This is a genomic window from Aquiflexum sp. TKW24L (assembly GCF_023502205.1).
Lineage (GTDB): Bacteria > Bacteroidota > Bacteroidia > Cytophagales > Cyclobacteriaceae > Cognataquiflexum.
Window position 1 is genome coordinate 1 of the sequence record NZ_JAMFLG010000067.1, and the last position, 11,680, is coordinate 11,680.

Here is an 11,680-nt window from a genome sequence, read left to right on the forward strand (position 1 = left end):
ATTTGAAAAATTAAAGCTTACCTGCCAAAACCCTTCCTCACCCATTCAGTCATCAATCCTGCGCCATAGCTACTAAGCTGCCCAAAAGCGGTAAAAATAGAAAGTAATCCAACCTGTATTGACTTATTCAAAAATGTTGCATGGAGGAAAACAGCTAAAATCCAAAGCCCATAAACCAAGAGCCCTGCTGTCAAGAAAACCGAGAAGGCGGGAAACCAATAACCAATAACCAATAACCCAATAACCATTATCCATCCTATCAAAAAAACCGACGGCATCAGATGCACCAACTTCACCGCATCCCGATGGTAACGGCTGACGTTGATCCTGTTTTGGCCAAAGGAATAACTCTGTCTGAAAAAGCTTTGCCAGGTATTTTTCCTTTTGTGATACACAAATGCTTCCTCCACCAATTCCAACTTGAAACCCGCTTTTTTGAGCCGCATGCTCAGCTCAATATCCTCTCCCCTGTTTGGGTCGATAAAACCTTTGGTCGCTTCAAAGGCCTTCCGTGAAAGTCCCATATTGAACCCACGGGCTTGGTATTTGCCCGGGTCTTTTAATTTCCCCCGGATTCCTCCCGTAGTCAGGACAGAGGTCATGCTGTAGTTGATGGCTTTTTGGAAGTTGGAAAAACCCTCCTCTGCGGCATCCGGACCTCCATGGGCATCTAGATCTCGGGTTTTGATGGCATGTTTCAGTACTTCGAAATACTGAGGCGGGATGATGCAGTCTGAATCAAAAAGGACGTAATATTTACCTTTCGCCTGCTTCATCCCATAATTCCGTGCAAAACCTTGGGCCACATTTTCAATAAAAAAATAATGGATATCAAGTTGTTCACGAAATGAGTCCACCACGATTACGGAGGGATTGTCCGATCCATCCTCCACCACAATCACGTCAAAATTCTGATAAGTTTGAAGGGTAAGGCTTTGAAGCAATTCCCTGATTTCATCGGGACGGTTGTACACCGGTATGATAACCGAAAAAACCATCAATTCTTGAAATTCAGTTCGGAGTCAATGTTGTAATCGGATTTTCGGCTGTTGTTGGAGGTCATCATCTCGGCAAGGAATCCGGTCAAAAACAACTGAACACCCACAATCAATGCCACCAAAGCCAAAAAGAACAAAGGTTGGGCGGTGATTTCCCTTACCGCAATTCCCCTTGAAAGACCATAGATCTTTTGAAAAATCAACCAAGAAGTGATAAAAAAACCTGCTAAAAAGGAGACGGTACCCAATGTGCCAAAAAAGTGCATTGGTCGTTTTTTGTATCTATGTACAAAGGAAACCGATATCAGGTCAAGGAAACCATTTAAGAATCTTTCCCAACCGAATTTGGTATATCCATACTTTCGCGGCCTGTGTTCGACCACTTTTTCGCCGATTTTATTAAACCCACTCCACTTTGCAATCAATGGAATATAGCGGTGCATTTCTCCATAGAGGTGGATATTTTTGACGACTTTCCGGTCGTAGGCCTTCAGACCGCAGTTGAAATCATGAAGTTTGATGCCTGAAATCACCCTTGTCACCCAATTGAAAAATCTGGAAGGAATGGTTTTGCTGACGGGGTCATGCCTTTTCTTTTTCCACCCGGAAACTATTTCATAACCATCTTTGACTATCATGTCATACATCTCCGGGATCTCGTCAGGACTGTCCTGCAAGTCGGCATCCAAGGTGATGACTACTTCGCCTTCAACTTTGCTGAAACCTATGTCCAAAGCCGCAGATTTACCATAATTCCTGCCAAAACTGATTCCTTTTACAGCAGGATTGAGTTGGGTGAGTTTTTGGATTTCCTTCCACGAACCGTCATTGCTGCCATCATTGATAAAAATGATTTCATAGGAAAAGCCGTGACCATCCATGACACGGCAGATCCAGTTGTGCAACTCGGCTAGCGATTCCTGTTCATTGAAAACAGGGATGACGATTGAGATTTGAGTCATTTTGGTGTTTCGAAAATCCTTGTGGTCAAGGAAAGCATACTTTCAATTTTTTGGTATTTCCTAGAAAAACCAAAGTAGCCATTGGAGCAATCACTCCAATGGCTACCATAGTCAATATCAATAATCCAGAGATTTGTCTCTTTTCTTCAATATAGCGCCCAGAATCAGGGCGACTATCGCATAGACGATAAGTATGATTCCAAATCCTTTCATTTGGCCAACGACAGTATAGCCACCTTCGAGGCCAGTCCTGATTTCATCGATCTGCTCGGAAGTCATGGCATCAGCCGCTCCAAATCTCTCCAACATGGCCATTTGGGTTTCCATCTGACTTTCGATCAATACACCCGGAAGCGCAGGGTCGACGACATTGTAGAGCAAAAGATTACCTGCAATACTGATGGCAGCTGAAACAACCAATGTGGCAAATGAAAAATTAAAAGCTGTCCCAAAGCTCATAAATCCACCAATGGAGTTTCGGTACTGGGTGCCAAAATAAATGATCAAGCCAATGAACAGCACCAAAAGTCCGATACCAACGTACCACGCCACCAATAAAGTTGGGTCAATAAAGTAGATGATGTAGCTGATGACAACTGAAACAATACCCAAAATCAGTCCTGAATTGAGTCCTGCTTTGAACGGTGATTCTTGATTTTCCATAGAGGTTAAAATTTTGTTCTCCTTAAAATTATAGAAATAATGATAGTAAAGAATAACCCGGGGAGGATTTTCCAGATAAAATCATTCAAAGCAATGTCCAAAGCGGTCATTTCCTTTATTTTTTCATAAGTAAAGTCAAAAGATTCCTGTCCCAACTGTCCCACGATCAGGTCTTTGTTGGTGTCCATCACGGCGACTTTTGAAGATTTGATTTCTTCGAAAAATTCTGGACTCAATGACAAAATCAACCAAATTCCCAGACCCGCCACAACTGCTATCATGGTATAAATCAGAAAACCGATGGTCATCCCATGAGCAAAAGACAATTCTCCTGCATTGATGTCATTCCGAAAAAACCGGATTCCCAAAAACACGAATATCGGGATCAGCACATAGCCAAACAGCATGCTGAGGTTGGTGGCATCATATCCGATCCACTTAAACAATAAAAATGCGAGGACACAAAATACGCCCCCAATCAATCCAAACAGGTAAGTTGATCCTAGGTACCGCTTCATCTAGATTTTGGCAAAACGGCCTTTGTTGATGACATATTTTACTTTTCCCTTCAATGTGGTATTGAACCAAGGCATATTGGCAGAAAGGGATTTATTTGATTTTTGATCAAATACCCAATTTTCATCAGGATCGAAAATCGTCAGACTTTCCATTTTGGAAATATCAAAACCAAGCACCTTGGCCGGTCCAGCGGTGATTTTGGAGATCAGAAGTGGCCATGTGAGTTCATCGACCAACTTTGCCATTCCGGGCAGGAAGGTCTGCAAACCTATCATCCCAAATGCTGCCAAATCAAATTCCATGAATTTTGAATCAATATCCTGCGGCTGATGGTTGGAAACAATAGCATCAATGGTTCCGTCTTTGAGTCCTTCGATTAATGCTTCCCTGTCTTCTTTTCCTCTGAAAGGAGGCATTACCTTGAGGTTGGTATCAAAACCGGCCATGTCCTCATCTGAGAATAGCAATTGGTAAAGAGAAACATCTGCAGTGACTTTCAACCCTTCTTTTTTGGCTTGCCTGATTTTATCGACAGCACCTTTGGTACTGATGGTTTGGATATGAAGGTTACCGGCGGAGTACCTTAGAATTTCCAAATTTCGGTGGACGGCTACTTCTTCGGATAGATTTGGAATTCCTTTCATCCCTAATCTCGTGGAAGTAATGCCCTCATGCATCTGACCAAAAAGTGCTAAATATGGATCATAAGTCTGGTCAAAGAGGAGGCCATCAAACTTTTGCAAATATTGTAAGACCTTCAACAAACGGTCCGGGTTGGAAATCGGATGAGTTCCATCTCCAAAGACAAAGGCGCCTTCATTGTGTAAATCCAAAATATCCGTAAAATCTTCCCCTTTGCAATCTTTGGTTGCCGCCGCCATGATGCACAGGTCTGTCAGCCAATTCTTTGCTTTGGACATCACATATTGGATTTCATTTTTTGTTTGGATGGCCGGCCTGGTATTGGGCAGCAGGACGGCTTTAGTAAATCCACTTGCGGCTAACAATTCTCCCAAGCTGTCAAGAGACTCACGGTATTCCTCACCCGGCTCACCGGACAGACACCTCAAATCGGTCCATCCCTTGGAAGCAAAGAAAGTTGAGCAGTCAATGGTTTCTTTGATTTTCAATCCAGGATCGCCTTTGTCCTCTATGATTTCAGAACCGGAAAAAATAAAGTTTTTTGGGGGATGAATCTTTTGTGAATCAATTAACCTGAGCGATTGGAGCAGTACGGCCATAAAGGTTATTATTTGTGCAAAACTGCAATAATATTCCAAAAAATGAAAGGAAAATCAGGTTGAGCATAAGCAACCCGTTCAAATGATTGATTGAAGGTCTGGTTCTAAGGCGCTAGAATTTCAATCTTTTTTAAAAAAGAAATCTCAAAGCAATGTCATCCTCATTTTTGCGGATTCCCCAGATACTCCAACAACCTCTCATTGTCAGGATGGGGGAAGAATTGGTCAAACTCTACGAAATATCCTCCTGGATCAAAACCCACAAATCCCTTGTATTTTCCTTCAGGACCTACCTCAAGGCTATCTTGTCTCAAAGGAAAAGATTGGCTTTTCTTGATATAATCAAACCAACCTGACACATCTCCAAGCAAAAATGACACATTCACGGCTTTGCTCCCCGAAAAGGTATGCATACCCCGGCGTTCGTCCACAAGGCCGATATAGCCAGTCTCGGATACCTGATACACTTTGGCCCAACCCTGATCGACGATCAATCTCAAGCCCATGATTTCTTCATAAAACTTCTCTGCTTCCGGCATGTCTTGGTAGTAGGTCCAAGTTACCGCTCCGTAAAATCCCAATCCCGCAGCCACCCCTTCCAAAGCTGTCGGTAATGCAGGAAATTTTCTCATTTGCGGGATTAGCAATTCGTTCTCTTCGTGTTGCTTAAACATTTCAAATTCCAACAGGTAACCTTCCGGATCGATGGCCACAAAACCGTCATGGGCATTGTTTTCTTTGGGTTTATAAGTGTATTTGATCGGAACATTTTTTCCCTGCAGGTATGCGTACCATTCCGGGAGTTGGTCTGTCAGCAAAGCAATAGCAACAGTCTTTGGTTCGGAAGCCTTGTGCATGCCTTTGGCTTCATCCACCAAAGTCAGAAACGCATCATGGGAGATGCGGAGTGTAACTGCAAATCCATAATCTGACGCAATTTCCATCCCTAAGGTCTGATGATAAAAGTCTTTGGCAGCGGCCAAATCTTTGTAATACAGAAATACATTGGTTCCCAGAATACCAAAATCAGGCAAAGACCTGAATTCCGTATTTTTGGCCAATAGTGTATTGATATGCTGATTGGGATAGCCCAACAATCGTCCGAATCGGCGCGCTTCATCGACACTGTTTTTGCCTTCAGCAATGGTTTTCTTTAAGTCAAGGTATGCTTCCAAAGCATTAGCCTTGTGAAAAACCAAGACTTCTTTTCCGTCTGCCACGGACTCGGAAAATAGCATGGTTTTGATCAAATCAGTTTCTCTAAATACCTCCACCCCGTAATTTTCAGCAATCGCGGACGCTTCATGCCACAATGCATCCGCTTCGGCAGAAGTCAACGGTACACTCAATGCAAGGGGCTTGACGTCGGCAGCCACCATTTCAGCCATGGCCGTCATATTGCCGAGGTGTTTCTGATGGCTGTTTTCTTTTGTCTCCTGACAGGAAGAAAAAAGCAAAACAAAAAGTAATAAACAGACGGGAATTTTCATTGGATGGATTGGTTTGGGATTTAGCTAAGACTAAACTTAAGCAGCCAAAAATTACGATCAAATAATCCTAAACCAAGTTTTTATTTCATGATCCGTATATCAGTCTTTTAGAAGAATCGATATATTCTCTCAGGAAAGGATTATTGAGGGCTTTACTTTCAAGTAGGTCTACTTTTCTTTTGAAAAGATTTTCAAGTGATTTTTTAAAATCGAAGTAATTATCTGCATAGTCATAGATTTCCACACCTTCAAAATCAACAAGGAAATCAATATCACTTGTTTTCCCAAAATGGTCTGTCAAAATAGACCCAAATACAAATAATTTGGACACCATATGCTTATTGTACAATTCCTTAACCTGATCAATATTTTTATCAACAATTGTCATGTTTCAAAATTACAATCTTTTCAATTGAAAAAGGAAATCATATCTATGACAAAAACGGATTGCATATTTTGGTTGTGAACACCTAATCTAAAACTAACTCAGGCCGCCAATAAAAAAATGTAAAGATTGGCTTTCAGTCTGAATTCAATTTTCACCAAGATATATTTCTGCAAGACTAAAAATCCGCTCTTTGCTCGTTTCGCTAAAATCCAGAAGATCGGGCAAAGGAAGGTTGCCGTTGTTACCGATAGTCGGCCATTTGGGAGGAGATGAAAGCCAATTTCCTTGTTCATCTTTCATGTGTCCTCGGTCAGAAATAAATGAATGGACAAAATCTTCAGATGCGATTGATTTGAAACCCGGAAGATCTTTGTCATTTTGAATGTGTTCAGTCTGAAAAGTAGCTTCCAAATAATTTTTTAGAGAAGACGGAAACTCCAAAGTGGAATCAAAATCATAGATCAGCTGAAAATCAGGTTTGGATGCCAACAAAATCACGTGGTAATCCCACCAAACCATCTCCGCACCATCAGGGGATTTCTGGAATTTAAATGGACAATTTCTATTTCTGTTAGAAATGATCAACACTTTTTTGATGAATCCATCTAATTCAGGATTCTGGCAGAGGTGCCATATATTTTCTTCACAAAAATTTTCGGAGTACTTGAATGCTTTGATTTTCATTGGCTACCACAAAAGTAACACACTTCTGCAGGCTTAAGTCGGATAACCTGATTATGTTTTCATTAAGCCTCTTCTCAAATTACCTCAAGCTAGCCCAATCAGATTTTCTGAAAGCACCAAGTCTTCCTTAGATCTCTCTTTACAGATTTCTATCAATTGAAAAATATCAGAATCCAAGTAATCAGTCTTTTTGATCTGAATGTCGTTTTCATCTTTGAAGGAAAACCTCAACCCACCTGATGATCCGATATGGTCAATCTTGGTCAGTCCTGAGATGTTTCGATGAGAATTGATGACACCGCGGAATTTCAATTGATATCCATCCAATACCAAGGTAATGGGATTGAGGTTTTTGACCAAAAGGAATAAAAAACACTCATAAAGCACAATCAACCAAAAGAGAACCAAGGTCCATTTTGGAATCGGAACTCCAATGAAAAATAAGATTGTACCACCAACAGCAAGCGCCAAGGTCCAAATCCTGAATCTCTTTTTTTGTCTCCGCAAAAATAATTCCCCTCCTACACCCCTTGTTACCAGTTTGTAATGCTCTCTTCCATAAAAAATAAACATCAAAATCAGACAAAAAGACACAAGCCAATGGTGGTGGCGGACATCAGACAGCAAAATCACGATGATGCTAAGAATCAAAAATGCTGTAACAATGATTTGTCTTTTTCTCATAACTCAAAATGTGCTGTGGTTTACAAATGAAAAAATCTTGGTTTGGAAGTAGTTACCATTATTCAAATTAACTGAATCTAAGCAATATTTAAAACCTTATTTGAATGAAAATGCTGAAAAAGCAAAAAGAAGGAACATGGAAAGATGTTCCTTCTTTAAATTATGGATTATTCGTATTTGATTTATATGGGAAGTTGTAATTCTATAATCCTCCTATTCCCACTCAATCGTAGCAGGTGGCTTGGAAGAAATATCATAGACAACCCGGTTGACGCCTTTGACACGGTTGATGATTTCATTCGACATTTTACCAAGAAATTCATATGGCAAATGGATCCAATCTGCTGTCATGCCATCGACCGACCCAACAGCCCTCAGCGCCACGACTTTTTCATAAGTCCGCTCATCACCCATCACTCCGACGGATTGGATAGGGAGGAGAATTGCACCTGCCTGCCACACCTGATTGTACAATCCTGAATCTTTGAGTCCTTGGATAAAAATATAATCCACATCCTGAAGGGTTTTTACTTTCTCTGCCGTAATATCACCAAGGATTCTGATCGCTAAGCCTGGACCGGGAAAAGGATGCCTGCCGATGATGGTTTCAGGAATATCCAAAGCCCTGCCCACTTCTCTTACCTCATCTTTGAACAATGTATTCAAAGGCTCTACAACCGAAAGCTTCATAAAGTCCGGCAAGCCCCCCACATTATGGTGGGATTTGATGGTGGCAGAAGGTCCTTTGACAGAAACGGACTCGATCACATCCGGATAGATGGTACCTTGGCCGAGCCATTTGACACCTTCGATCTTGTGGGCCTCGTCGTCAAAAACTTCGATAAATGCACGTCCAATTGCTTTTCTCTTTGCTTCCGGTTCACTCAATCCGGCCAACGCGTCATAAAAACGCTGCTTGGAATCTACCCCGATGACATTCAGGCCAAGGGTTTTGTAGGATTCCAGAACTTCTTCATATTCATTTTTACGGAGCAATCCATTGTCTACAAAAACACAATACAGGTTTTTGCCAATAGCTCTGTGAATCAATGTCGCTGCCACTGAGGAATCTACACCTCCGGAAAGGCCCATGACGACATTGTCGTTCCCGATTTTGGCTTTGAGTTGCGCGATAGTAGTGTCAATAAAAGTATCAGAAGTCCAATCCTGCGCACAACCACAGATGTTGACCACAAAATTTCTGAGCAGATTTTTCCCCTCCAAGGAGTGTGTAACTTCGGGATGGAATTGGATGCCGTAGGTTTCTTCCCCCTGAACTTTGAAAGCAGCCACTTTCACAGAAGAGGTACTTGCGATGACATCAAAACCACTTGGAAGCGACTTGATGGTGTCTCCATGAGACATCCATACCTGCGAACCATGGGTCATTTCTTTGAGAAGTCCATAATGTAGGTCAATGGCATCGAGATTGGCGCGGCCATATTCACGAATTTCTGAGGGAAGGACTTCTCCTCCATATTTGTTTGCTAGCAACTGTGCGCCGTAGCACACACCCAAAAGAGGCAATTTGCCACGAAGGCTGTCAAGGTCTATATCGGGAGAACCTGCATCTCTTACAGAACAGGGGCTACCCGAAAGGATCACACCTTTGATGTCAGAGGTGATTTCAGGGATTTTATTGAAGGGGTGAATTTCGCAATAAACATTGAGTTCCCTCACCCTGCGGGCGATGAGTTGTGTGTATTGGGAACCAAAGTCTAGGATGAGGATTTGTTCTGCCATGCGCAAAGGTAACCAGGGCAGGGATATTGGAAAAAAGAAAGGGAAATATTTTCAGAAGATTATTTTGAAAATAAGAATTGGAAAATTACAAAATTGGAAGATTGAAAAATTGGAGGAAAAGTGGTTATGGGGTTATTTGGTTTTCCTGCTTCTCCAGAAGCAGGAAGAAGTAGGTAAACATCCACAGCTATCCTGCATCTCCAGATTCAGGATTCTTACTACTGATTCTCTCCACCACTATTTATCGAAAAAGCCTTCGCTGGATTTTCGATCAACATCAAATCCAACTCGGATTGGGTAAATCCTTTTTCCTTAAGCATGGGAATCAACTCATCAAACAAAGCAGTAAAACCTTTAAAATCGCCGCCATTTGGTTCTCCCGGACTGTACCATCCTGCATCATGCGAAAGTAAAACATGGTCCAAAAGTCCATTTTCCTTACAATATACAATCCTCTCCAAATGGCCGGGAACATCCCAAGCTATGCCATCCAAGCTGATCCAAACTCCCTCTTCAGCGGCTTTCTTATAATTCTCAAAGTCTTTTTCTACCTGTGCATGTACCCATACAAAATGAGAAAGATCGATTTTTTCTTCTTTCAATACTTCTATTTCCGCATTGGCTGTTTCCCATGTTCCTGTATGCGAGACAATCAAAAGCCCTGTTTCCCTGTGGGTTAAGGCTGCCGCCCTGACCAATTTTTCATCGGTTTCTGAAAGCGGTGAGCCGCTGTTGACCGAGATTTTGATGAAGCCGGGTTTTACTCCTGAGCTTTCTATACCATCTTGAAATTCGGCTATCCATCGATTAGCCAATTGCTCAGCAGATTCGGTAAAGGCATGTGCAGGAAGATATTTTCCCTCTACTGCGCCGTAATAGCCGGTGTTGGTGATAAAATTAATGCCGGTGGCATCATAAAGTTTTTTCAAAAGAATGGGATCTTTACCCAAATAGGATGGTGTACATTCCACCAAAGTTTTGACGCCTCTTTCTTTGATTTCCTCCAAAAAAGGCAAAACTCGCCGCACCACTGAATCCTTGTCCCAACGGTGGTATCCCGTAGAATCTGCTCCTATAAAATCCACCAAAATATGTTCGTGGATCAGAGTCAATCCCATTTCCTCAGGTGCAATTTCTCCGGAGACAGTTTGAATTCTAAGCGATTCTGACTTTTCTGAGGCACACCCAAAGAAAACAGCAATAATGAATAGAGCGGCTGAGTTACGCATGGCAGTGAATTTTTCTTACAAGATAAAAAATGATGCGTTAAGAATCCTCCAAGTTGGTATTTTCTCCTTCAAACAATGTTTTCAATTCTACTGCGTGGATTTTCTCAACATCTTCCAGATATCTTCCGAATACAGCAGTACTCCCATGGGTCAAATAAACTTTTTCGGCACCGGTGGCTTTAATCGCCGAAATCAATCCTTCCCAATCCGCATGGTCTGACAACACAAACCCAGCGTCTGCCGCCCTCCGTCTCCTCGCTCCACGGATTGCCATCCAACCTGAGCAAATGCCTGTTTGGTAAGGAGAAAACTGGCGCATCCAAGGCGAGCCCATAGCCGAAGGTGGCGCGATTATCATTGCTCCTTTAAACCTACTTTTGGGAATGTCTTGGGTAACTTTTAGGATGTCAACTACTTTGACTCCATTGGCGATCAAGGCTTGATTGGAATTCCAGACTGCACCATGGGCAAAAACCTCCCCAATGGATAAATCCAGATTATTTATAATCCTTTGTGCTTTTCCCAATGAGTAGGCGAACAGAACCGAATTTCTTCCCTTCTCCACATTTTGCTTCCACCAGGCATTGATATCTTCAAAAATCTCTTTTTGAGATTGCCATTTATAAACAGGCATACCAAAGGTACATTCCGATACAAACTCATGGCATCTTACAGGTTCAAAAGCTTGGGACAGCCCGTCATTTTCAGTTTTGTAATCTCCGGACACAACAGCTATTTTTCCTTTGTATTCCAATCTGACTTGGGCAGAACCGGGAATATGGCCGGCCGGATGGAGGGAGATTTTCACTCCATTAATATCCAAAGTCTCATTGTAATCAATTGTTTCCAGAGAAATTTCTTGACCAAGGCGAAGTTTCATGACTTCTGCCGAATGGTGGTGTGCAAGGTAATACTTCATGCCCCAACGGGAATGATCCGAATGGGCGTGGGTGATGACTGCTTTATCAACTGGCTTCCATGGATCAATAAAAACATCTGCCTGAGGGCAATACAATCCAGAAGGTGTCAATTCAAGCAAGTTCATCCTTTTCTATTTTCTTTCACCCAATCCAAAAATT

At 42.0% G+C, this 11,680-nt stretch carries 12 protein-coding genes; all 12 read right to left on the reverse strand.

Translation table 11 applies throughout. The features are described 5' to 3' along the window. Positions 1-17 precede the first annotated feature (17 nt). The 12 genes from M3O96_RS21560 to M3O96_RS21615 all read right to left on the reverse strand — a co-directional run bounded on the left by M3O96_RS21560 (position 18) and on the right by M3O96_RS21615 (position 11,646). Positions 18-998 (reverse strand): glycosyltransferase family 2 protein, encoded by a 981-nt coding sequence (locus M3O96_RS21560; RefSeq protein ID WP_249725151.1) that lies wholly within the window; start codon positions 996-998, stop codon positions 18-20. After that, a complete protein-coding gene (locus tag M3O96_RS21565; protein ID WP_249725154.1) occupies positions 998-1,960 on the reverse strand; it encodes a glycosyltransferase family 2 protein in 963 nt (320 codons plus the stop codon). Before M3O96_RS21565 ends, M3O96_RS21560 begins: the two co-directional genes overlap by 1 nt. A gap of 117 nt (positions 1,961-2,077) precedes the next feature. Beyond that, positions 2,078-2,623: a DUF4199 domain-containing protein gene (locus M3O96_RS21570; RefSeq protein WP_249725156.1), complete on the reverse strand. Its 546-nt coding sequence runs from the start codon at positions 2,621-2,623 to the stop codon at positions 2,078-2,080. Positions 2,624-2,628: 5 nt separating this feature from the next. After that, the gene (locus tag M3O96_RS21575) at positions 2,629-3,141 is read right to left on the reverse strand and encodes a DUF4199 domain-containing protein (RefSeq protein WP_249725158.1); all 513 of its coding nucleotides are present in this window, start codon (positions 3,139-3,141) and stop codon (positions 2,629-2,631) included. Further along, positions 3,142-4,383, reverse strand: coding sequence for a dihydroorotase (locus M3O96_RS21580; protein ID WP_249725161.1), 1,242 nt, complete (start codon positions 4,381-4,383; stop codon positions 3,142-3,144). 161 nt (positions 4,384-4,544) lie between these two features. After that, the gene (locus tag M3O96_RS21585) at positions 4,545-5,873 is read right to left on the reverse strand and encodes a VOC family protein (RefSeq protein ID WP_249725166.1); all 1,329 of its coding nucleotides are present in this window, start codon (positions 5,871-5,873) and stop codon (positions 4,545-4,547) included. 85 nt (positions 5,874-5,958) lie between these two features. Further along, positions 5,959-6,261, reverse strand: coding sequence for a nucleotidyltransferase family protein (locus tag M3O96_RS21590; RefSeq protein WP_249725183.1), 303 nt, complete (start codon positions 6,259-6,261; stop codon positions 5,959-5,961). A 144-nt stretch (positions 6,262-6,405) separates the two neighbouring features. Next, positions 6,406-6,945: a protein N-terminal glutamine amidohydrolase gene (locus M3O96_RS21595; protein ID WP_249725186.1), complete on the reverse strand. Its 540-nt coding sequence runs from the start codon at positions 6,943-6,945 to the stop codon at positions 6,406-6,408. An 84-nt stretch (positions 6,946-7,029) separates the two neighbouring features. Next, positions 7,030-7,629 (reverse strand): hypothetical protein, encoded by a 600-nt coding sequence (locus tag M3O96_RS21600; protein WP_249725189.1) that lies wholly within the window; start codon positions 7,627-7,629, stop codon positions 7,030-7,032. A gap of 213 nt (positions 7,630-7,842) precedes the next feature. Next, positions 7,843-9,372 (reverse strand): glutamine-hydrolyzing GMP synthase, encoded by a 1,530-nt coding sequence (guaA, locus tag M3O96_RS21605; RefSeq protein WP_249725202.1) that lies wholly within the window; start codon positions 9,370-9,372, stop codon positions 7,843-7,845. Between the two features lie 218 nt (positions 9,373-9,590). After that, positions 9,591-10,601 (reverse strand): phosphotriesterase family protein, encoded by a 1,011-nt coding sequence (locus tag M3O96_RS21610; RefSeq protein ID WP_249725205.1) that lies wholly within the window; start codon positions 10,599-10,601, stop codon positions 9,591-9,593. A 37-nt stretch (positions 10,602-10,638) separates the two neighbouring features. After that, entirely contained in the window at positions 10,639-11,646 is a 1,008-nt protein-coding gene (locus M3O96_RS21615) for a ligase-associated DNA damage response exonuclease (RefSeq protein ID WP_249725208.1), read from the reverse strand. Between the last annotated feature and the right edge of the window lie 34 nt (positions 11,647-11,680).

Bases quoted from the DNA above. Each gene is read 5' to 3' on its own strand.
- M3O96_RS21560 (WP_249725151.1), bottom strand. From the start codon at position 998: ATGGTTTTTTCGGTTATCATACCGGTGTACAACCGTCCCGATGAAATC.
- M3O96_RS21565 (WP_249725154.1), bottom strand. From the start codon at position 1,960: ATGACTCAAATCTCAATCGTCATCCCTGTTTTCAATGAACAGGAATCG.
- M3O96_RS21570 (WP_249725156.1), bottom strand. From the start codon at position 2,623: ATGGAAAATCAAGAATCACCGTTCAAAGCAGGACTCAATTCAGGACTG.
- M3O96_RS21575 (WP_249725158.1), bottom strand. From the start codon at position 3,141: ATGAAGCGGTACCTAGGATCAACTTACCTGTTTGGATTGATTGGGGGC.
- M3O96_RS21580 (WP_249725161.1), bottom strand. From the start codon at position 4,383: ATGGCCGTACTGCTCCAATCGCTCAGGTTAATTGATTCACAAAAGATT.
- M3O96_RS21585 (WP_249725166.1), bottom strand. From the start codon at position 5,873: ATGAAAATTCCCGTCTGTTTATTACTTTTTGTTTTGCTTTTTTCTTCC.
- M3O96_RS21590 (WP_249725183.1), bottom strand. From the start codon at position 6,261: ATGACAATTGTTGATAAAAATATTGATCAGGTTAAGGAATTGTACAAT.
- M3O96_RS21595 (WP_249725186.1), bottom strand. From the start codon at position 6,945: ATGAAAATCAAAGCATTCAAGTACTCCGAAAATTTTTGTGAAGAAAAT.
- M3O96_RS21600 (WP_249725189.1), bottom strand. From the start codon at position 7,629: ATGAGAAAAAGACAAATCATTGTTACAGCATTTTTGATTCTTAGCATC.
- guaA (WP_249725202.1), bottom strand. From the start codon at position 9,372: ATGGCAGAACAAATCCTCATCCTAGACTTTGGTTCCCAATACACACAA.
- M3O96_RS21610 (WP_249725205.1), bottom strand. From the start codon at position 10,601: ATGCGTAACTCAGCCGCTCTATTCATTATTGCTGTTTTCTTTGGGTGT.
- M3O96_RS21615 (WP_249725208.1), bottom strand. From the start codon at position 11,646: ATGAACTTGCTTGAATTGACACCTTCTGGATTGTATTGCCCTCAGGCA.